Raw genomic sequence first — 21,087 nt, forward strand, 5'->3', positions numbered from 1 at the left:
CTGGCTAGCCGATCGACTTGATCAGCTCGCCGTTCGCTGTGTCCCCGCTCAGCTCCCAGAAGAACGTGCCGCCCAGACCCTGCTGGTTCTTGTACGTCATCTTGGTCGCGATGGTCGACGGGGTGTCGTAACTCCACCATTCGCTGCCGCACTTGGCGTATGCGGTGCCGCCCACGGTGCCCGTCGCCGGGCACTTCGTCTTCAGCACCTTGTAGTCGTCGATGCCCTGCTCGTACGTCCCCGCCGCCGGGCCGGTCGCCGTGCCGCCGGGTGCCGCCTGGGTGACACCGGTCCAGCCGCGGCCGTAGAAACCGATGCCGAGCAGCAGCTTCGAGGCCGGAATGCCGAGGCCCCTGAGCTTCGCGATGGTCGCCGACGTGTAGTAGTTCGCCTTCGGGATGCCCGAGTAGGAGTTCAGCGGCGAGTGCGGCGCCGTCGGACCTGCCGCGTCCCAGGCGCCGAAGAAGTCGTACGTCATGGGGTTGTACCAGTCGACGTACTGCGCCGCGCCCGCGTAGTCCGCCGCGTCGATCTTGCCGCCGCTGGTGGCATCGGCGGTGATCGCCGCGGTGACCAGGCTGCCGGAGCCGAACTTCGAACGCAGCGCCGCCAGCACGTTCCTGAAGGCGTTCCGCCCGCTGGTGTCGCAGGTGTTGCCGCAGGCGTTCGGGTACTCCCAGTCGATGTCGATGCCGTCGAAGACGCCGGCCCACTTGGAGTTCTTCACCAGGTCGTAGCAGGACTGGGCGAACGCGGCCGGGTTCTTCGCGGCCTCGCCGAAGCCGCTCGACCACGTCCAGCCGCCGAAGGACCACAGGACCTTCAGGCCGGGGTGCTTCTTCTTCAGCTTGAGCAACTGGTTGAAGTTGCCGCGCAGTGGCTGGTCCCAGGTGTCGGCGACGCCGTCCACCGACTCGGCGGCGGTGTAGGCGCGGTCGGTGGCGGCGTAGGAGTCGCCCATCGCGCACTTGCCGCCGGTGACGTTGCCGAAGGCGTAGTTGATGTGGGTCAGCTTGGCGGCGGAGCCGGAGGTCTCGATGTTCTTGACGTAGTACTTGCGGTCGTAGGTGCCCCATTCGGTGAAGTAGCCGACGACCTTCGAGCCGGCCGCGGCGGCCTTCGGTGCGGGCGTGTCCCGTGCGGCGGGTGTGGCGGTCGCCGTGCCGGCGCCGGCCAGCAGCCCGGCACCGAGGACGGCGCAACAGGCGGCGGAGAGCAGCGCCCGGATGCGGGCGTCGGAGTGGTGGGGAGTGTGCATCGGGTGTCTCCTCGTGGGGGAGAGGGGAACGCGTGCTGTTTGGCATGAACGCGGTCAAGCCGTGACCCGAGAGCGTAGGAGGACTAGACCAGTGCGGTCAATGGTTCGGACCAATTTCGGGGCGCTCGGGCCGGGCTGGATTTCTTGAAGTAAGCGGTCGTTAACTGGTGACTGGAGGGCGCCAATCGGGCATACTCACAGCGCAGAGCCGCTGGTCAGCAGCTTCCGCGACCCGGGAGCGAGCCCCAGTCGGACCCCGCAGGACCAGGCGGCGCCGCCCCACCCAAGGCGCACGTCCGCCGATGTGCCCGACTCAGGGAGGAGACCGTCGCCATGTCCGACCGTGCCCCGCAGCCGGTGGAGCGTCAGCTGCCCACCGACGAGGCCAGGGACCTGATCTCTCTCGTCCGCGACATCGCGCAGCGCGAGATCGCCCCGCGGGCCGCCGAGGAGGAGGACGCCGGACGCTTCCCGCGCGAGGTCTTCACCCTTCTCTCGGAGTCCGGACTGCTCGGCCTGCCGTACGACTCCGAGTGCGGCGGAGGGGACCAGCCGTACGAGGTCTACCTCCAGGTCCTCGAAGAGCTCGCCGCGGCCCGCCTCACCGTCGGCCTCGGCGTGAGCGTCCACACCCTCGCCTCCTATGCACTGGCCGCCTACGGCACCAAGCAGCAGCAGGTCGAGCACCTTCCGGCCATGCTCGGCGGCGGTCTGCTGGGCGCCTACTGCCTCTCCGAACCGTCCTCCGGCTCCGACGCCGCCTCCCTGCGCACCAGGGCGGTGCGGGACGGCGACAAGTGGGTCATCACCGGTACGAAGGCCTGGATCACGCACGGCGGGATCGCCGACTTCTACACCGTCATGGCGCGCACCGGAGTGGAGGGCTCGCGGGGGATCTCCGCGTTCCTGGTGCCCGGCGACGCCGAAGGGCTCAGCGGTGCGGCGCCCGAGAAGAAGATGGGCATGAAGGGCTCACCGACCGCCCAGGTCCACTTCGACGGCGTCCGGGTGCCCGACGAGCGGCGCCTCGGCGAGGAGGGCCAGGGCTTCGCCATCGCCCTGGCGGCGCTGGACTCCGGGCGGCTCGGCATCGCGGCCTGCGCAATCGGCCTGGCCCAGGCGGCGCTGGACGAGGCGGTCGCGTACGCCACCGGGCGCCGCCAGTTCGGGCGGCCGATCTCCGACTTCCAGGGCCTGCGCTTCATGCTCGCCGACATGGCCACCCAGATCGAGGCAGGCCGGGCGCTCTATCTGTCGGCGGCGCGGCTGCGCGACGCGAGCCGGCCGTTCGCCAAGCAGGCGGCGATGGCCAAGCTGCACTGCACCGACACGGCGATGAAGGTGACCACAGACGCCGTCCAGATCCTCGGCGGGTACGGCTACACCACGGACTTCCCCGTCGAGCGCTATATGCGCGAGGCCAAGGTCCTGCAGATAGTCGAGGGCACCAACCAGATCCAGCGGATGGTCATCGGCCGTCATCTGGCGGGCCCTGAGACTCGCTGAACCGGCCCGGGGCGACCGGGACGGCCGCCAGCCTGACCCACTCCGGGTCGTGGCGGCCCGGCAGGGTGCGGCCTCCGTCGGCCCAGGTGCGCATCAGGTCGCGGTAGATAGGCGGGTCCTGGTGCTGGGGCGGCGGAACCGATTCTGCGGGTGTGGGGACGAAGAGTCGGCGCTGACGCTTGGTGACCGAATATGTGGGGGTCATACCTCGGCAACGCAGGGGCGGCGGAACAGGTCACCGATCAAGAGAATCGAGCGTGAGTTCGCGGACGTCCGATCACGGCTCCGGCCTCCCCGAGGCGTCTGACGTACCGCCAGCCAGGCGTACTTCGGGGAGGTCGTGGTCCCGGTGGACCCGGACGCACTGATCCTGCACCACGACAGCCTGCGAGCCATGGTGCGGGGCGGCTACTGGGATCGAGCGGGACCGGCCGGGCCGGAGGCCTCAGGCGGCCTGGCGGCGCATCTCCGGGACGCGCATGGGGCGCGAACCCGGGCCACCGACGTGCGAGAAGGGCTGCGTCCGCCAGTTCAGACCCTGGGGAAGCGTCAGCAGGAGGGCGGTGTCCTGCTCCTGCGGCTCGAAGGACTCGTCCGCGGACTGGGCGTCGGTCGCCGAACGGCCCGTACCGGCACAGACCGTGAGGCCGAACGGGTTCCACGGCGAGGCGCACAGTGCGTGCTCCGGCAGGACCTCCTCGTCCGCGAGCAGCGCGATGGGCTGCGCGCAGTCCGGGCAGATCACCCGGTACATCTCGAAGGTGTCGTAGGCGTCGAACTCTTCGGCCTCGTAGGCGTCGGGTTCGACGCCCTCCGGCTCGGGCTCGACGACCAGCTGCCGCTTGGACGCGGTACGACCAGGGCGCTTAAGACTCTGCATGGGATTCTCCCCCTCGGGCTGGGCCGTGAAGGCGCTGCGGCCACGACCACAGCAAGCACTTCCCGTCCCGTCTCGGCGGTAATCACGAGGACATCACGGAGCCCGCCCGGGCGCTGTGGCGTTGGTCACATGCCGACCGCAGATGCCCGGTGCGCTGGATTTGTCCCTCCGACGGCTCACGGCCGACTCTCGGACACATCACGAACCGGGTATGACCTGGGTTGCTCAGGTATCCGAGGAGATCAAGCACACTGTAGGTTTTGGCGCCATGGAGGAGCTGGACCGTCAAATCGTGCAGCTGCTCGTCAAGGACGGGCGGATGAGCTACACAGACCTGGGCAAGGCCACGGGGCTGTCCACGTCGGCCGTGCACCAGCGGGTGCGCCGGCTGGAGCAGCGCGGCGTCATCCGCGGGTATGCCGCGGTCGTCGACCCCGAGGCCGTGGGACTGCCCATGACGGCCTTCATCTCGGTGAAACCGTTCGACCCCAGCGCCCCCGACGACATCGCGGACCGTCTCGCCGACGTCCCCGAGATCGAGGCCTGCCACAGCGTCGCGGGCGACGAGAACTACATCCTCAAGGTCCGCGTGGCCACGCCGCACGATCTGGAGGAACTGCTGGCCAGGTTGCGGACGCTGGCCGGCGTGTCGACGCGCACGACGGTGGTGCTCTCGACGCCGTACGAGGCACGCCCGCCGAAGGTCTGACCGACCTGCGTACAGGGCGGCCGCGGCCAGGCGCGAGACTGTTCCCCATGAGTGAGCGCACCGACCAGCCGCAGACCGTCCTGCTCCGCAGCGGAGAGGTCCACAGCCCCGCCGATCCCTTCGCCACCGCGATGGTCGTGGAGCGGGGCCAGGTCGCTTGGGTCGGCTCCGAGGGGGCCGCCGACGCCTTCGCGGACGGCGTCGACGAGGTGGTCGACCTCGACGGGGCCCTGGTCACCCCGGCGTTCACGGACGCCCATGTGCACACCACCTCGACCGGCCTCGCGATCACCGGCCTCGACCTGTCCGACGCGCCGTCCCTCGACGCGGCACTGGCGCTCGTACGGGACTTCGCCACCTCCCGTCCGGACGACCGCGTCCTGCTCGGCCACGGCTGGGACGCCGCCCGCTGGCCCGGCGGCCGCCCGCCGACCCGCGCGGAGCTGGACGAGGCCACCGGCGGACGCCCGCTGTACCTCTCCCGCATCGACGTCCACTCGGCCGTCGTCACCACGGCCCTGCTGGACCTGGTCCCCGGCCAGGTCTCCCGCGTGGACGCCCCGCTCACCCGCGACGACCACCACGCCGTACGCGCCGCCGCGCTCGCCGCCGTCACACCTGTGCAGCGCGCCGAGGCTCAGCGCACCGCCCTCGCGCACGCCGCCTCCCTCGGCATCGGATCCGTCCACGAGTGCGGCGGCCCGCAGATCTCCTCCGAGGACGACTTCACGGACCTCCTGCGCCTCGCCCGGGAGGTGCCCGGTCCGCGCGTGATCGGCTACTGGGCCGAGCGGGATGTCGACAAGGCCCGCGCGCTCGGCGCGCTCGGCGCCGCGGGCGACCTCTTCGTCGACGGCGCTCTCGGCTCCCACACCGCCTGCCTGCACGAGCCGTACGCCGACGCCGACCACACCGGCACCGCCTACCTCGACGCCGCCGCCGTGGCCGCCCATGTCGTCGCCTGCACCGAGGCGGGCCTCCAGGCCGGCTTCCACGCGATCGGCGACGCCGCCGTGACCGCCGTCGTCGAGGGCGTGCGTGCCGCGTCCGACAAGGTGGGCCTGGCCCGGGTCCGCGCCGCCCGCCATCGCGTCGAGCACGCCGAGATGCTCACCCCCGAGACCGTCGCCGCCTTCGCCGAACTCGGCCTGACCGCCTCCGTCCAGCCCGCCTTCGACGCGCTGTGGGGCGGCGCGGACGGCATGTACGCCGACCGGCTGGGCGCGGAGCGGGCCCGCACGCTGAACCCGTTCGCGGCCCTGCTGCGAGCCGGAGTCCCGCTCGCCTTCGGCTCCGACAGCCCGGTCACGCCGCTCGACCCGTGGGGCACGGTCCGCGCGGCCGCCTTCCACCGCACGCCCGAGCACCGGGTCTCCGTGCGCGCCGCGTTCACGGCGCACACGCGGGGCGGCTGGCGGGCTGTCGGCCGCGACGACGCGGGCGTCCTGGTGCCCGGAGCGCCCGCCGACTACGCGGTGTGGCGCACCGACGAACTCGTGGTCCAGGCCCCCGACGACCGCGTTGCACGCTGGTCGACCGACCCGCGCTCCGGCACCCCTGGCCTGCCCGATCTGACCCCGGGCCACGACCTCCCGCGCTGCCTGCGCACGGTGGTGGGCGGACGGACGGTGTTCGTAGGGCCGGGCGAGTGATCTCCGGGGGTGGCGCGGTGGAGGAAGATCACTGCCGTCGCGTCGCGCGACCTGCGCATCCTCTGTGCCGACCCGGTATGTGCTGAAATCTCCCCAGGTCAGACGCTTGTTGACAGCCAGCAGCAGGGGGCCGGTAGGTTCGGCCGAGTCCACCACCGGACGCCCGACCGGGGAGCCTCCGAGCACTCTTCGCAGCGCCGCTGGGTCAGGGACGGTGTGCCGCACCGGGGCACCGTCGCTGGGAGCCAGGCTCAGCGCCGCGCCGACGAGGGAAGTTCCGGCCGGTCGGGAAGGTGTGACCCGGGTGGGGCCCGGTGCTCAGTAGACAACGGCTTTCGGTCGACCCGCAGCCAGCGGGTCCCAGGTCGGCCCGAAGGGCGCCGGGCCTCCATCCGTAGCGGACGTACGCCGGTCTTACCGCGCTCTTGCGCAATCGACACCACCGTACGAACGTGCTGTCACGTCGGCGCAGGCCGCGGCCACTATGGTGGACCCCTGCTTACGACATGAAGGGGCAGCAGTGAACGACGGCGACGGGACCCTCGCGGCACAGCACCGGGGGAGGCAGTTCGGCCCGCTCGGCACGGCCTTGGTGATCATTCCGACCTACAACGAGGCCGAGAACATCAAGTCCATCGTCGGCCGGGTGCGCAGGGCCGTCCCCGAGGCCCACGTCCTCGTGGCGGACGACAACAGCCCCGACGGCACGGGCAAGCTCGCCGACGAACTGGCCGCCGAGGACGACCACGTCCAGGTGCTGCACCGCAAGGGCAAGGAGGGCCTCGGCGCCGCCTACCTCGCGGGCTTCCGCTGGGGCCTGGAGCACGGCTACGGCGTCCTGATCGAGATGGACGCCGACGGCTCCCACCAGCCCGAGGAACTGCCCCGGCTGCTCACCGCCCTCAAGGGTGCCGACCTGGTGCTCGGCTCCCGCTGGGTGCCCGGCGGCCGGGTCGTGAACTGGCCCAAGAGCCGTGAGGCCATCTCACGCGGCGGCAGCCTCTACTCGCGCCTCGCCCTCGACCTGCCGCTGCGCGACATCACCGGCGGCTACCGCGCCTTCCGCCGCGAGACCATCGAGGGCCTAGGCCTCGACGAGGTCGCCTCCCAGGGCTACTGCTTCCAGGTCGACCTGGCCCGCCGCGCCGTCAAGGCTGGCTTCCACGTCGTCGAGGTCCCCATCACCTTCGTCGAGCGGGAGCTGGGCGACTCCAAGATGAGCCGGGACATCCTCGTGGAGGCGCTGTGGCGCGTCACGGCGTGGGGCGTGGGGGAGCGGGTCGGCCGGATCACCGGCAGGCGCAAGCAGGCCTGACCCGTACACCGTGACCTCACAGGTCCCGTTGATCGTCCCGCTTATCCCGCACTGAGCCGGGCCCAGGCACACTGGGAGCATGACGACTGGCATGCCGACGCCTCAGCCCTCCGTCCGGCCCCGGCGCTCCCGGCTGCGCACGTTCCTGCCGCTGGGCATCGCCGTGTGGCTCGTGCTGGAGATCTGGCTGCTGACCGTGGTCGCGGGTGAGGCGGGCGGCCTCACCGTGTTCCTGCTGCTGGTGGCGGGCTTCGTCGCCGGCTGCGTGGTCATCAAGCGAGCCGGCCGACGCGCCTTCCAGAGCCTCAACGAAGCACTGCAGCGCGGCGGCTCCCCCGAGCGCGGCGGCGGCAACGGCTTCCTGATGCTCGGCGGTCTGCTGCTGGTGATCCCCGGCCTGATCTCGGACGCGGTGGGCCTGCTGCTCCTGATCCCGCCACTCCAGAAGGCGCTGAGCCGCTACACGGAACGCACCGTCGACCGCAAACTGCGCGCGGCGACCCCCGGCTCCTTCGGCGACGCCTTCCAGCAGGCCCGCATTCACCGTCCCGACGGGAAGATCGTCCAGGGTGAGGTCATCCGGGACGACAGGAACGAACCGGGGGACACTTCGCGTGAACAGCGCCCGCCGCTGACCCGCTGAGCCCCCGGGCGGCGCGCCGGGGTCACCGCATCCGGGCAGCACGAAACCGCGGGCGCCGTACGTCTACCTTACGTACGGCGCCCGCGGTTACGTGCTTGTCGTGTCTGCCGTCTTCGCGCTAGGCGCTCTTGCGGCTGTCCCGGGGATGAACAGCGATGTTCATCGCCCCGGAGCGCAGAACGGCCAGCCGCTCCTCGAGGACCTCTTCGAGCTCCTCACGGGTACGCCGCTCCATCAGCATGTCCCAATGCGTACGCGCGGGCTTGGCCTTCTTCTCCTCAGGGCCGTCGCCGTCCACCAGGAGTGCCTGGGCACCGCAGACCTTGCACTCCCACTCCGGCGGGATCTCCGCCTCGACCGAGAAGGGCATCTCGAAGCGGTGCCCCTTCTCGCATGCGTACTCCACGGCCTGGCGCGGGGCCAAGTCGATGCCGCGGTCCGTCTCGTAGCTGGTCACCACGAGGCGCGTACCGCGAAGAGCTCGCTCACTCATGAATCGTGCCTCCCGGGCTTGTCGCCCACAGGACAGGTGTCGCTGTCGTCGTCATCCGGTCAACGTCCGGTCGGCGGTAAAGATTCCCGTTCCGAGTCCCGTTCCGGGTCATGCGTCGCCGTCGTAGCCGCCCCTTGTTGTACCCACCAGCGCCCGGTTTGTCACATCTGCTAGCAGATGTCACCCGGCGTTTCGGCATCTTTGACGCGCAGTAACGGTACGCCTGGCAGGCCAAACGCGTACACTACCGCCCTTTCGTGTTGAGCGCTAAATCAGCGCTAGATCTTCTCCGGGACGGGGTTGCCCGCGGCACCGATCGCCCGGCGCACCGGAACCCGCGCGAGCAGGGCGAACCCGATGACGAAGAAGGCCACCAGGGAGATGATCGCTGACCGGTAGCTACCGGTCAGCTGGTATGTCACACCGAACAGCAGCGGGCCCAGCCAGCTCATGCCGCGGTCGCTCATCTCGTACGCCGAGAAGTACTCGGCCTCCTTGCCCGGAGGCACGAGGTGCGAGAACAGCGACCGGGACAGCGCCTGGCTCCCGCCGAGCACCAGTCCGATTCCGGCGGCCAGTACGAAGAACCACACCGGCGCCCCGGCGGGCAGGAAGTACCCGGCTGCCAGCGTGACCGTCCAGGCGACCAGTGACCCGAGGATCGTGCGCTTCGCGCCGTAGACCACGGCCAGCCGCCCCATCGCCAGCGCGCCCGCCACGGCCAGCACCTGCACCAGCAGCACGGCCCCGATGAGCGTCGACTGCCCGAGCCCCAGTTCCTCCGAGCCGTAGACCGAGGCCTGCGAGATCACCGTCTGGATGCCGTCGTTGTAGATGAGGTACGCCAGCAGGAAGGAGAGCGTCAGCGGGTGCCGGCGCATGTCGCGGACCGTCGCCGCGAGCTGCCGCAGCCCGGTGGCCGTGGCCGTCGTGGCCTTGGCCGCTGTGGCACGCCGGTCGCGCAGCCGCCGTAGCGGTACGAGCGTGAAGGCGCCCCACCACAGACCCGCCGAGGCCAGGCAGATACGGACCGCCGCCGTCTCGGACAGGCCGAAACTGTCGTGCGCGGAGTAGAGGACGAGGTTGACGACCAGGACGAGGGCACCTGCGGTGTAGCCGAAGGCCCAGCCGCGTGAGGAGACAGCGTCGCGTTCCTCGGGCGGAGCGATCTGCGGCAGATAGGAGTTGTAGAGCATCGTCGCCACGGACTGGGCCGCGTTCGCGACCACCAGCAGCACGCCGCCGAGCAGATAGCGGTCGCCGTCGAGGAAGAACATGCCCGTCGTCGCGGCGGCGCCCGTGTACGCGGCAGCCCCGAGCAGGGGCTTCTTACGGCCGGTGCGGTCGGCCGCGTTGCCCACCAGGGGCATCACCACGACGGCCACGATCACCGACAGGGACACCGAGTAGGCGAAGAAGGACCCCGCCCGGACCGGGATACCCAGCGGATGCACGAACCCGTCCGCGTCCGCCGCCGACTTCGCGACCGACGTCAGATAGGGGCCCAGGAACACCGTCAGCACGCTCGTCGAATAGACGGAGCACGCCCAGTCGTAGAAGTACCAGCCGCGCTGTTCGCGGCGCCGGTCCGCGGCCGCGTCGGCCACGCCCGCCCGCACCGTCTCGGTGCCCACCCCTGCCCTCGATTCCCGCCGATGGTGCCGTGCCAAGGCGCGGGACGGGCGCCGGATGCTCAGACCCAGATGCCGCGGTCCTCGAAGACCTTGCGCAACGTGTCGATGTGATCGGTCATGATGCCATCCACACCCAGTTCCAGGAGTCGGTGCATCCGCTCGGGTTCGTTGATCGTCCACACGTGGACCTGCAGCCCGCGCGCGTGGGCGGCGCGGACGAAGCGCGGGTCGACCACGGGGAGGCCCGACTGCGACTCCGGGACCTGCGCGGCGACCGCCGAGCGGCGCACCGCAGCGGGGAGGCCCCAGGAGCGCAGCCGAAGGTTGAGCACGCCGCGCGTGCCGAACGACGTGGCCAGGCGCGGCCCGGCCAGCCGCTGGGCGCGCAGGACGCGCGCCTCGGAGAAGGAGCCGACGCACACACGGTCGTAGGCATCCGTGCGCTCGATCAGGTCCAGCATCGGCCGCAGCGCGGGCTCCGCCTTGATGTCCACGTTCCAGCGCACCTCGGGGAACGTCTCAAGGAGCTCCTCGAAGAGGGGCACCGGCTCGCTGCCCGCCACGCGCGCGTGCCGTACGTCCTCCCACGGCAGGTCGGCGATCCGGCCCGCCCCGTCGGTGACCCGGTCCAGGGTCGAGTCGTGGAAGGCGACCAACTTGCCGTCCGCGGTCGCGTGCACGTCGGTCTCGATGTACCGGTAGCCGAGGTCGACGGCGCGCCGGAACTGCGCCACGGTGTTCTCCAGCCCGGCGGCGGCCCCGCCCCGGTGGGCGAAGGGGATGGGACCGGGATGGTCGAGGTACGGGTGGCGTATCAGCGTGGTCACGGACGAAGTATCGCTCTCCCGGGTGACCCGGTGGCAACGACCGTGCTGCGCTCCGATGCCGACGGGACGGCGAACATGCGCAGGAAGAGCTGTGCGAGCGGCCCGATCGACAGCGCGTACAGGAGGGTGCCGACGCCGACGCTGCCGCCGAGGGCGAAGCCGGTGACGACGACCGCGACCTCGATCGCCGTGCGCATCAGCCGGATCGAACGTCCGGTACGAAGGTGCAGTCCCGTCATCAGCCCGTCTCGCGGGCCGGGTCCGAAGCGCGCGGAGATGTAGAGGCCGGTCGCCACGCCGTTGAGCACGATGCCCGTCAGCAGGAGCGGAATCCGTACGGCCAGGGCGTGCGCTTCGGGGAGCATCGCGAGGGTGCCGTCCATGACGAGGCCGACGACGAAGACGTTGGAGACCGTGCCGAGACCGGGGCGCTGGCGCAGCGGGATCCACAGCAGCAGCACGGCGGCGCCGACGATGATGGAGACGACCCCGATGGTCAGCCCGGTGAGCTCCGCGAGGCCCTGGTGCAGCACGTTCCAGGGCTCCAGGCCCAGGCCCGCCTCGACGAGCAGTGCGGAGCTCGCGCCGTACAGCGCGAGCCCTGCGTACAACTGGATCAGCCGTCGCCCGAGACGGCCTTGATCGGACAAGAGATACCCCCCTGGTGGTCATGGTGGACTGACGCATGTCACTCTGTGGCTCGGGATGGAACGTCATCCATGGCCAATTCGGGGAAGGTGGACTGATCTGCATGGCGCAGTGGACCTCTGCGGTGGGTGCCGCGCAGCTCGCCCGGCTGCTCAACTCCCAGCAGGAGCGCCCGGCCGGCCCCGGCACGCGCCGCCCGCCCGCCTACCGCGCGCTTGCCGACGGCATCCGTCTGCTGGTCCTGGAGGGCCGTGTGCCCGTGGCCGCCCGGCTGCCCGCCGAACGCGAACTGGCCCTGTCCCTCTCGGTCAGCCGCACCACGGTCGCGACCGCTTACGAGGCGCTGCGCACCGAGGGCTTCCTGGAGTCCCGGCGCGGCGCGGGCAGCTGGACCGCGGTCCCGGCCGGCAACCCGCTGCCTGCCCGCGGCCTCGAACCGCTGCCCCCCGAGGCACTCGGCTCCATGATCGACCTCGGCTGCGCCGCCCTGCCCGCCCCCGAGCCCTGGCTCACCCGGGCCGTCCAGGGCGCCCTGGAGGAACTGCCGCCCTACGCCCACACCCACGGCGACTACCCGGCCGGCCTGCCCGCCCTGCGCTCGATGATCGCCGAGCGCTACACCGCGCGCGGCATCCCCACCATGCCCGAGCAGATCATGGTCACGACCGGTGCCATGGGTGCCATCGACGCCATCTGCCACCTCTTCGCGGGCCGGGGCGAGCGCGTGGCCGTGGAGTCGCCGTCGTACGCCAACATCCTCCAGCTGATGCGGGAGGCGGGCGCCCGGCTGGTTCCGGTCGCCATGGGGGAGGGGCTCTCCGGCTGGGACATGGACCGCTGGCGCCAGGTCCTGCGGGAGGCCGCGCCCCGCATGGCCTATGTCGTGGCCGACTTCCACAACCCCACCGGAGCGCTCGCCGACGAGGACCAGCGGCGCCGGCTGGTGGACGCGGCCCGCTCGGCGGGGACGGTGCTGGTCGCCGACGAGACGATGAGCGAACTGTGGCTTGAGGACGGCTTCGACGCCGCCGAGATGCCGCGCCCGGTGTGCGGCTTCGACCCGGCGGGCTCGACCGTGATCACGGTCGGCTCGGCGAGCAAGGCCTTCTGGGCCGGGATGCGGATCGGCTGGGTGCGGGCGGCCCCGGACGTGATCCGCAGCCTGGTCGCCGCGCGCGCCTATGCCGACCTGGGCACTCCCGTCCTGGAGCAGTTGGCTGTCAACTGGCTGTTCAGCACGGGCGGTTGGGAGCAGGCGGTGGCCCTGCGGCGTGCCCAGGCACGCGAGAACCGGGACGCCCTGGTGGCGGCTGTACGGCGTGAGCTGCCGGACTGGGAGTTCGAGGTCCCGCACGGCGGCCTCACGCTGTGGGTGCGCGCGGGCGGTCTGTCGGGCTCGCGTCTGGCCGAGGCCGGGGAACGGGTCGGCGTACGCGTCCCGTCCGGCCCGCGCTTCGGCGTGGACGGCGCCTTCGAGGGATATGTGCGGCTGCCGTTCACGGTGGGCGGAGCGGTGGCCGAGGAAGCGGCGGTACGCCTGGCGGCGGCGGCACGACTGGTGAAGACGGGAGCGACGGGGGCGACGGAGGCACCGCGAACGTTCGTGGCGTAGCCGTCCACCTGCCGCTTCGCTGCGCGGCCCCAGCCGCGGGCAGTCGTGCCTCACCCGCCCGGCACCACCACCGGGCCACCACCAGCCTTCGCTCACGGACTCTCCGCCACGACGGCCTCCGCCCGCACACCCCCGGCCTGCCCAGCCTCCGCCTCCACGAGCGTCGCCTCTTCAGCCACCGGCGCCGGCAGCAGTGCCAGCACCGCCTGCCGGTCGGCCTCGCTGGTCGCCTCGTCGTACGGATCCGGCGTGGCAGGCACCTGGAGCCGCAGCACGGGACCGCCGCCCAGCCGGGCATACCCCCGCCCCGGCGGCACCTGAGCCACCGGCGTCGTGTGCGGCGGAGCGCCCAGCACCGTCGCCACCTGCTCCGGCGACGCGGGCCCGAGCACGACACGCGCGCGCGTGTGCTGCCGTACCGCTTCGCTCAGCGCGTCCGCGTTGTCGAACTGCTCGGCCACGACCACGGTCACATTGGCCGCCCGCCCGTGCCGCAGAGGCACCTGGAGCAGCGTCTGCGGATCCTCGCGGCCGTCCGCGGCGGCGAGGTGGGCGAAGACGCTCGGGCGGTCCAGGAGGATCCACAGCGGACGCTTGGTGTCCTCCGGCGGGGGCTGCCCCTCCTGCCGGGCCCGGTTGGCCGCGATGAGCCGCCGCTCGGTCTCGTGCGCGGCCCACTCCAGGCTGGCCAGCGCCCCGGTGAGCCCGCACTCGACTGCCAGAACGCCGCTGCGGCCGGTCAGACAGGCGTACTCGCCGGTGCTGCCGCCCTCGACGATGAGCACGTCGCCGTGCTGGAGCGCTTGGAGCGCGATGGAGCGCAGCAGCGTCGAGGTGCCGCTGCCGGGCTGGCCGAGGGCCAGCAGATGCGGTTCGGTGGAGCGGACACCGGTGCGCCAGACGACCGGCGGGACGTCGCGCTGCTCGTCGCCGTAGTCGAGCGGGAGCGTGCGCTGCACCTCGGTCGGGTCGGTGAAGCCCAGGACGGTCTCGCCCGGCGCGGTGACGAAGCGCTGGGCGGCGATGTCGTTGGCCAGCGGGGCGAGGACGGTGACCGTGAGCAGGTTGCCCTCCTCGTCCCAGACGAAGTGGTACTCGCGGCCCCGGCCGGACTTCGCGGTGAGCAGGTGCTCGATCCGTGCGCGGGCCTCGGCCTCGCCGTCCGTGAAATAGGCCGGGTAGCGGATGACGAGATGGCCGATGCGGCCCGCCTCGTCGAACTCATGCGTGGTGAAGGCCTTGTCCCACTCCCCGCCGTGGGCGTAGAGCGGTGCCGGGTCCTCGGGGGTCGAGAAGTACGGGACGAGGGCCTCGTACAGGGACTGGAGCCGTTCCGCCTGCGACTTGCTCGGGCCGTCCTGCTCAGGCGGGGTGCGGTCCCGGCCGTGCCAGGCCGCCGCCGCCATGAGGGAGACGCCGGCGAGCAGCGGTCCGTACGGCACGAGCGCCACGACCAGGACCAGCGAGGCCACCAGGAACAGCAGTGGCCCGCGCTTGTCCTTGGGTGTCTCCGCCCACTTGCGCCGCCCGGCCGAGGCCAGCCGGCGCAGTCCGCGCATCACGGTGATCAGGGGGTGGAGGACGTCCCTGGCGCTGTCGGCCGTCGTCCGGACCAGCTCCCGGCTCCTGGCGAGCTGAGCGCTGCCGTTGCTCAGAATGCGGGGGAGAGGGCGCCGGGCCACTGCTGTCTCCTGACGGTACGTACGGGCGGGAACGGCGGCGTCAGAACTTGATGCCGCCGAGCAGGCTCGCCAGGCTCTCGCCGCCCGCCTGGATGCTGGGGGCGATGGCCGTGCTGGCGAGGTAGAAGCCGAACAGGGACGAGGTCACGGCGTGCGACGCCTTGAGCCCGTCCTTGCGGAAGAAGAGAAAGACGACGATGCCGAGCAGGACGACGCCTGACATGGAGAGGTTCATTTGCGATCTCCTGGTGTCGAGAGGGGACACTCACCATGAGTACTTCCAGCATCACAGCATGTATCCATACGATAAAAGGTGCAACTGAGTGAATTTCGTCTGATTTCCCCCAGGCGGTGGAGGGGGCTTGGCCCGGCCGAGTACCGGTCCACGCGCAAGACGGGCGGGATTCCCGCGTTCGATGGGTCCGCGATGATCTTTACCTCGGGTACAACGGGTCATGTGCCGCGGCAGCCAGTACGCTGGCGATTCACCCGTACGGGCGCGGCCCGGTCGCTGCCGTACGCTCTGTCAGTCCCCGAATAGGGCCCCGGAAGTCGCAGGAGAGGTGGTCCGGCCGATGAGTGAAGACCCCGACCCCGAGGTCGTGGAGCTGGCGACCAAGATCTTCGATCTGGCCCGGCAGGGGCGGACCGAGGCGCTCGTCGCGTACGTCGACGCGGGCGTGCCGGCGAACCTCACCAACGACCGCGGTGACTCCCTGGTGATGCTCGCCGCCTACCACGGCCACGCCGACGCCGTACGCGCACTGCTCGCCCGCGGCGCCGAGGCGGACCGGGTCAACGACCGGGGCCAGACCCCGCTCGCCGGAGCCGTCTTCAAGGGTGAGCAGGAAGTGATCAAGGCCCTCATCGAAGGCGGCGCCGACCCCGCCGCGGGAACTCCGTCCGCGGTCGACACCGCCCGGATGTTCGGTAAGACGGAACTCCTGGAATTGTTCGGCGCGCATTGATCCGAACGTCCTGACCAGGTACGACACGGAAAACGGGGGAGGCGGTAAAAGGCCGCCGGAAATCCGGTCGCGGTAGGCGAAAGCCGCGGGTCATCATGACGTCGTGATTCACGGACGCGATGGCTGGGCAGGTGCTGCCGCACCGCGCGGGCCGTGATCCGGCCCGCATGGGCCACTTACGAGAGGCAGAGGAAGATGGTCTACAGCAAGCAAGAGACGGCGGGCGCCCCGACGTTGTGTCACGCGGCCAGGTAGTGCGTGTCCCCCGGTTGCGTCGACGCTTGATGTGAGGCTGTTTCCCATGTTCGATCCGGTCATAGCGCCCAGCGGTACGTTGCTCGGCCTGCTCCAGCGGGGCCGCGGCGACGGCACACTGCACGCGCTCACCGCCCCGCGCGCCGAAGCGCTCGCGGCACTGAACCACTGTGTACTGCGCGATCCCCGCCACGACTGGCAGGTCGAGAACCGCTCCCTCTACTACGCCCGTCTCTACCTCGACCTGAACGGCGAACTCGACGCCATCGAGGCCCACCTCTTCGACCCCGAGGACGTCCTCGACAGCGAGGAGTCGCGCACCGGCCTGGCCCTCGCCGTCCTCGGGCACCTCGCCTCGTACGGCAGGCGCGACGCGCTCGCGCTGCTGCGCCGGTACGCCGCCCACGGCGCCAACTGGGCCTGGGCCCTGGACGAACTCGCCCTCAGGGACGACGACGCGGGCCTGCGTGCCCTGGCTGTACCCGTCCTGGCCCGGTTCCCCGCCGATGCGCAGGGCGAGGCGGAGCTGTCCGTCGCCGTGCGCGACGCTTTCGAGCCACGGCCCTGGCGGCTGTGGGCGGAGGATCCGCGCGAAGCGATCGCCGCACGCGTGCGTACCGCCCGGGAAGCCGGCTGTTTCGACCGCTGGCAGCGCCAGATGCGACCCACCGGACCCCGGCCCGGATGGAGCGTGCAAGCCGTCTTCGACTGGGCCCAGCAGGGCATCGAACGAGGCGCGGCCCGCCATGTCCCGGCCGCCCGCTGCCTCGTCGCCGTCGCCGGCCCCGAGGACCGGCCGGAGATCCTCCGGGCCGCCGGGGCCGGCACCGAGGGAGCCCGGTGCACGGCCCTGCGCTACCTCGCCGACAGCAACGATCCTGACGCCCTTGGGCTGATCGAGGCCGCCGTGTCCGACGGCGAGACGGCCGTGGCCGAAGCCGCCGTCGACGCCTTCGAACGGATGCGCAGCGTCGTCGCCGTCGACCGGGCGCGGCGCTGGGCCCGCCGGCCCGACGCCCTCGGCGCCGCCGCCGGCCGCATGCTCGCCTGCCGCGGCGGAACCCGCGACCGCGACCTCGTCCTCGGCGCCCTCCGCGAGGCCGTACGGGGCGAGGGACCCGACGCGCCGACCCTGTGGACGCTCGTCGACGGCGCCGGCCGCCTCGGCATCATCTGCGCGGCACCGATTCTGCGCCATGTGTACCGCGAGACGGCCTCGTCCCATCTCCGCGGCCGCGCCGCCCGCGCCCTGGCCGCAACCGACCCCTCGTTCGGCGCCGGCTTCGCTGTCGAATGCCTGTGGGACTGCGAGGAAACCACCCGCGAACTCGCCGCCCGGCACGCCGAGACCGGTGACGCCCGGGTCGTGGAGCGCCTGCGTCGGCTGGCCGCCGATCCGGCTGAGGAGGCCGAGGTCCAGACGGCCGTACGCAGCCGGATCGCCCCTGACGGGCCGATCACATGAACACGGAGTGACTCGTGGGTCAGGAGGGCATGGACGCGGTCTGACCTGCTTGGGTGGAGAGCGTAACGCTCACGGATCGTTCCCCGTCCGGAAAGATCCACGTTGACGCGGCCACGTCCAGCGCGGCGAAAACACGGGTATGCGTGTCGTCATCGTGACCGAATCCTTTCCCCCCGATGTGAACGGCGTGGCCCACTGCGCGCTCCAGACCGCCCGACACCTCGTCGATCGCGGTCACGCTCCCATCGTCGTCGCCCCGGCTCCCGCCCCGGGCAACAAGCCGGACGCGTCCGCGCCCTGCCCCGTCGTCCATGTCCCCTCCCTTCCGCTCCCGGGCTACCCCCAGGTCCGCGTCGCCCTCCCCAGCCGACGCCTCGCCGCGGCCCTCGTCGACCACCGCGCCGACATGGTCCACCTGGCCAGCCCCTTCATCCTCGGCGTCCGCGGCATGGCGGCCGCCGCCCGGCTCGGCATCCCCGCCGTGGCCGTCTACCAGACCGACCTCGCCGGTTACGCCCGCACCTACGTGGGCGCAGGCGAGGCGGCGGCGTGGCGGCGCATACGCTCCGTCCACTCCGCCGCCGACCGCACTCTCGCCCCCTCCAGCGCCGCCCAGAACGACCTGGAGGCGCACGGCGTGCCCCGGGTCAGGCTGTGGCCGCGCGGCGTGGACACCGTGCGCTTCCGCCCCGACCTGCGTGACGAGGCGCTGCGCGGGGAACTCGCCCCCAATGGAGAGGTGATCGTCGGCTACGTCGGACGCCTCGCCCCGGAGAAGCAGGTCGAACTCCTCGCCGAGGCCTGCGGCCTGGACGGCGTGCGGGTCGTGGTGGTGGGCGACGGGCCCAGCCAGGCCCATCTGACCGAGGCACTGCCGGGCGCCGTCTTCCTGGGCCGCCGTACCGGCGACGACCTCGCCCGGATCTTCGCCTCGTTCGACGTCTTCGCCCACACCGGCCCCTTCGAGACGTTCTGCCAGACCGTGCAGGAGGCCATGGCGAGCGGCGTGCCCGTCGTCGCCCCCGCCGCCGGCGGCCCGCTCGACCTGGTCGATCACGGGCGCACCGGGCTGCTCGTGCCGCCGCGCGACGCGAACGCCGTACGCGACGCGGTGCAGGCTCTGGCCGCCGACGCCGGGATGCGGGCCGAGTACGGCGCCGCCGCCCGGGCGACCGTCGAGGGCCGGACCTGGGCCGCGGTCGGCGACCAGCTGATCGCCCACTACAAGGACGTGCTCGCCGCGCGGCGGACGGTGGTGGCGGCATGACCAGTGCTCCCACGCCGTCCCTGCGGATCGTCCGGCTCGCCAACTTCGTCGCCCCCACGTCCGGCGGCCTGCGCACCGCGCTGCGCGAGCTGGGCATGGGATTCAAGGCGGCGGGCCACGATCCGGTGCTGATCGTGCCGGGCGAGCGGTACAGCGACGAGGACACCGAGCAGGGCCGGGTCATCACCCTGCCCGGCCCGCTGCTGCCCGGCACCGGCGGCTACCGCGTCCTGGCCGACAAGCGCCGGGTCGCCGCCCTCCTGGAGGAACTGGCCCCGGACCGCCTCGAGGTGTCCGACCGTACGACGCTGCGGTGGACCGGTCGGTGGGCCCGGCGGGCCCGCGTCCCCGCCGTGATGGTCTCCCACGAGACCGCCGACGGCGTACTGCGCACCTGGGGCCTGTCGGAAAACCTCTCCCGGCGCGCCGCCGACGCCCTCAACACCCGTACGGCGCACACCTACTCGCGCGTGGTGTGCACCACGGAGTTCGCCGAGCGCGAGTTCATCCGCATCGGTGCCCGCAATGTCGTCCGGGCCCCGCTGGGCGTCGATCTGACGACCCGGCACCCGTCGCTGCGCGACCCCGGGGCGCGAGCCCTGCACGCGCGCGAGGACGAGGCGCTGCTGGTGATGTGCTCCCGGCTGTCCGTGGAGAAGCGGCCCAGTACGGCGCTCGACGCACTGGAGGCGCTGGTGCGGCGCGGGCGGCGGGTGGTACTCGTCGTGGCCGGTGACGGACCGCTGCGGGCACGCCTGGAACAGCGGGCACGTGAACGCGGGCTGCCGGTGACCTTCCTCGGGCACGTCGGCGACCGGACGCTGCTCGGCGCGCTCCAGGCATCCGCCGACGTGGCCCTGGCACCCGGGCCCGCCGAGACGTTCGGGCTCGCCGCGCTCGAGGCCATGGCGTGCGGGACACCCGTGGTGGCCAGCGCTTCGTCCGCGCTGCCGGAGGTGATCGGCTCGGCCGGGGCCACGGCCGCCGACCGCGGCGAGGCGTTCGCGGATGCCGTGGAGATGCTCCTGGAACGCTCGGAGAACGAGCGTCGCGAAGCGGCACGCGCGCGTGCGGAGTGCTTCGGGTGGGGAGCTGCGGTGGAGGCGTTCCTCGAGGCGCACGATGCGACGGCGCCGGCCGGCCGCAGTGAGGGCGACGCGGGGACGGCACCGTCGCGCCGGGTCCCGGACGACGACACGACGGCACAGGCACGCCGTACGGACGGCGATGCGTCGCTGCCGTCCCGTTCCGACGCGCGCGACGTGTCGGCACCCCCCTGCCCCGACGTGGACGATGCGTCGCTGCCGTCCGGTCGTGTCGACGGCGATGTGTCACTACCGTCCCGTCCCGACGCCCACGACGCGTCGGTCCCGTCCCGTCGTGTCGTGCCGGAGGGTGTGGCATGAGATCCGTCCGGTTCGTGGCGCTCGGTGACTCGCTGACCGAGGGAGTGGGAGATCCTGTCGACAACGGATGGCGCGGCTGGGCCGAGCTGCTGTCCGGCGGGCTCTCCGGCGAGGTGGAATTCACCAACCTCGCGGTCAGCGGGGCGCAGACGCGGGACGTCCTGGAGACACAGACCCCGGCGGCTCTCGAGCTGAAGCCGGACGTCGTCTCCGTCGTCATCGGCGTCAACGACACCTTGCGCTGCACCTTCGACATCCACGCGGTGGCCGCCCGGCTCGACAAGGTCTACGCGGCCTTCACCCGGCAGGGAGCCGTCGTGCTCACCGCGTGCCTGCCCGACCCCGGCTCGATGTTGGGGCTCCCGGGCGCCCTGGCCCGCCCGCTGGCCCGTCGGCAACGCGCGGTCAACACGGTGGTGCACGCGCTGTCCGAGCGGTACGGGGTGGTCCATCTGCACGCCGCCGAGGCCGAGTGGATCACCGACCGCGCGATGTGGAGCTCGGACCGGCTGCACCCGGGCGAGCGCGGTCACCGGCAACTCGCCCTGCGCTTCCATGCGTTGCTCGCGAAAGTGGGCGCTGCGACGGGACCTGTGCCCTCGCCCGAGCCGGAGTTCCCCGCTCCCACCAAGTCGGCGAGCCTGTGGTGGCTGGCCACCGCCGGCACCGCCTGGGTGATCCGGCGCTGCTCCGACCTGCTGCCGCAGCTCCTCAAGCTGGCCTGGGACGAGACGCGGCACCGCGCGCGGGGCACGAGCGCCCGCCTCGACCTCAGGACGGCGCACGCGGTCTCCGCGGCGCTGGCCGCCGTCTCGGTGACGGAACGCGCCGTTTCGGTGGGGGAACAGCCGGACGCGGCGTGAAGGC

18 protein-coding genes and 1 pseudogene are annotated in these 21,087 nt (G+C 71.9%); 11 read left to right on the plus strand and 8 right to left on the minus strand.

What is annotated here, in order from left to right; genetic code table 11:
• Positions 1–4: 4 nt before the first annotated feature.
• Positions 5–1,258 carry a glycoside hydrolase family 18 protein gene (locus tag ACFYXB_RS26275; RefSeq protein ID WP_389586482.1) on the minus strand — a complete coding sequence of 418 codons (1,254 nt, stop codon included), beginning with the start codon at positions 1,256–1,258 and terminating at the stop codon, positions 5–7.
• Between the two features lie 333 nt (positions 1,259–1,591).
• Here ACFYXB_RS26275 and ACFYXB_RS26280 point away from each other — a divergent pair, with 333 nt between their 5' ends.
• Positions 1,592–2,764 (plus strand): acyl-CoA dehydrogenase family protein, encoded by a 1,173-nt coding sequence (locus ACFYXB_RS26280; RefSeq protein WP_389586484.1) that lies wholly within the window; start codon positions 1,592–1,594, stop codon positions 2,762–2,764.
• Between the two features lie 445 nt (positions 2,765–3,209).
• Here the strand turns inward: ACFYXB_RS26280 and ACFYXB_RS26285 are convergent, their stop codons facing one another.
• Entirely contained in the window at positions 3,210–3,644 is a 435-nt protein-coding gene (locus ACFYXB_RS26285; RefSeq protein ID WP_351357885.1) for a hypothetical protein, read from the minus strand.
• Positions 3,645–3,912: 268 nt separating this feature from the next.
• Between ACFYXB_RS26285 and ACFYXB_RS26290 the strand changes: the two genes are divergently transcribed.
• The 4 genes from ACFYXB_RS26290 to fxsA all read left to right on the plus strand — a co-directional run bounded on the left by ACFYXB_RS26290 (position 3,913) and on the right by fxsA (position 7,963).
• Entirely contained in the window at positions 3,913–4,353 is a 441-nt protein-coding gene (locus ACFYXB_RS26290; RefSeq protein WP_351357942.1) for an Lrp/AsnC family transcriptional regulator, read from the plus strand.
• Between the two features lie 47 nt (positions 4,354–4,400).
• Positions 4,401–6,005 (plus strand): amidohydrolase, encoded by a 1,605-nt coding sequence (locus tag ACFYXB_RS26295; protein ID WP_389586486.1) that lies wholly within the window; start codon positions 4,401–4,403, stop codon positions 6,003–6,005.
• A 520-nt stretch (positions 6,006–6,525) separates the two neighbouring features.
• Complete coding sequence (locus ACFYXB_RS26300; protein ID WP_389586488.1) at positions 6,526–7,320, plus strand: polyprenol monophosphomannose synthase; 795 nt, start codon at positions 6,526–6,528, stop codon at positions 7,318–7,320.
• Positions 7,321–7,399: 79 nt separating this feature from the next.
• A complete protein-coding gene (fxsA, locus tag ACFYXB_RS26305) occupies positions 7,400–7,963 on the plus strand; it encodes an FxsA family membrane protein (RefSeq protein ID WP_389586490.1) in 564 nt (187 codons plus the stop codon).
• Positions 7,964–8,081: 118 nt separating this feature from the next.
• On the opposite strand, the gene ACFYXB_RS26310 is transcribed toward fxsA, so the two are convergent.
• From ACFYXB_RS26310 to ACFYXB_RS26325, 4 genes are all read right to left on the minus strand, one after another.
• Positions 8,082–8,456 (minus strand): RNA polymerase-binding protein RbpA, encoded by a 375-nt coding sequence (locus tag ACFYXB_RS26310; RefSeq protein WP_003977404.1) that lies wholly within the window; start codon positions 8,454–8,456, stop codon positions 8,082–8,084.
• 278 nt (positions 8,457–8,734) lie between these two features.
• The gene (locus ACFYXB_RS26315; RefSeq protein ID WP_389586492.1) at positions 8,735–10,090 is read right to left on the minus strand and encodes an MFS transporter; all 1,356 of its coding nucleotides are present in this window, start codon (positions 10,088–10,090) and stop codon (positions 8,735–8,737) included.
• Positions 10,091–10,149: 59 nt separating this feature from the next.
• On the minus strand, positions 10,150–10,917 hold the full coding sequence (locus ACFYXB_RS26320; protein WP_389586494.1) for a glycerophosphodiester phosphodiesterase: 768 nt from the start codon (positions 10,915–10,917) through the stop codon (positions 10,150–10,152).
• Entirely contained in the window at positions 10,914–11,567 is a 654-nt protein-coding gene (locus tag ACFYXB_RS26325; protein ID WP_389586496.1) for a YitT family protein, read from the minus strand. Before ACFYXB_RS26325 ends, ACFYXB_RS26320 begins: the two co-directional genes overlap by 4 nt.
• A 101-nt stretch (positions 11,568–11,668) precedes the next feature.
• Here ACFYXB_RS26325 and ACFYXB_RS26330 point away from each other — a divergent pair, with 101 nt between their 5' ends.
• Positions 11,669–13,177: a PLP-dependent aminotransferase family protein gene (locus ACFYXB_RS26330; protein ID WP_389586498.1), complete on the plus strand. Its 1,509-nt coding sequence runs from the start codon at positions 11,669–11,671 to the stop codon at positions 13,175–13,177.
• A 92-nt stretch (positions 13,178–13,269) separates the two neighbouring features.
• On the opposite strand, the gene ACFYXB_RS26335 is transcribed toward ACFYXB_RS26330, so the two are convergent.
• Positions 13,270–14,859 (minus strand): hypothetical protein, encoded by a 1,590-nt coding sequence (locus ACFYXB_RS26335; RefSeq protein ID WP_389586500.1) that lies wholly within the window; start codon positions 14,857–14,859, stop codon positions 13,270–13,272.
• Between the two features lie 40 nt (positions 14,860–14,899).
• Positions 14,900–15,094, minus strand: a complete 195-nt coding sequence (locus tag ACFYXB_RS26340; protein ID WP_389586502.1) for a hypothetical protein — start codon at positions 15,092–15,094, stop codon at positions 14,900–14,902.
• Between the two features lie 340 nt (positions 15,095–15,434).
• Here ACFYXB_RS26340 and ACFYXB_RS26345 point away from each other — a divergent pair, with 340 nt between their 5' ends.
• From ACFYXB_RS26345 to ACFYXB_RS26365, 5 genes and pseudogenes are all read left to right on the plus strand, one after another.
• Positions 15,435–15,827 (plus strand): ankyrin repeat domain-containing protein, encoded by a 393-nt coding sequence (locus tag ACFYXB_RS26345; RefSeq protein WP_389586504.1) that lies wholly within the window; start codon positions 15,435–15,437, stop codon positions 15,825–15,827.
• A 301-nt stretch (positions 15,828–16,128) separates the two neighbouring features.
• Positions 16,129–17,547, plus strand: coding sequence for a HEAT repeat domain-containing protein (locus ACFYXB_RS26350; protein ID WP_389586506.1), 1,419 nt, complete (start codon positions 16,129–16,131; stop codon positions 17,545–17,547).
• 139 nt (positions 17,548–17,686) lie between these two features.
• Positions 17,687–18,814 carry a glycosyltransferase family 4 protein gene (locus tag ACFYXB_RS26355; protein WP_389586508.1) on the plus strand — a complete coding sequence of 376 codons (1,128 nt, stop codon included), beginning with the start codon at positions 17,687–17,689 and terminating at the stop codon, positions 18,812–18,814.
• Positions 18,811–19,953, plus strand: a pseudogene (locus ACFYXB_RS26360) (glycosyltransferase); the annotation flags it as partial. The gene ACFYXB_RS26355 and the pseudogene ACFYXB_RS26360, both read left to right, overlap by 4 nt.
• Before the next feature lie 263 nt (positions 19,954–20,216).
• Positions 20,217–21,083 (plus strand): SGNH/GDSL hydrolase family protein, encoded by an 867-nt coding sequence (locus tag ACFYXB_RS26365; protein WP_389586510.1) that lies wholly within the window; start codon positions 20,217–20,219, stop codon positions 21,081–21,083.
• The last annotated feature ends 4 nt before the right edge of the window (positions 21,084–21,087 follow it).

Origin of the sequence: Streptomyces sp. NPDC002619 (assembly GCF_042889305.1) — a bacterium.
Lineage (GTDB): Bacteria > Actinomycetota > Actinomycetes > Streptomycetales > Streptomycetaceae > Streptomyces.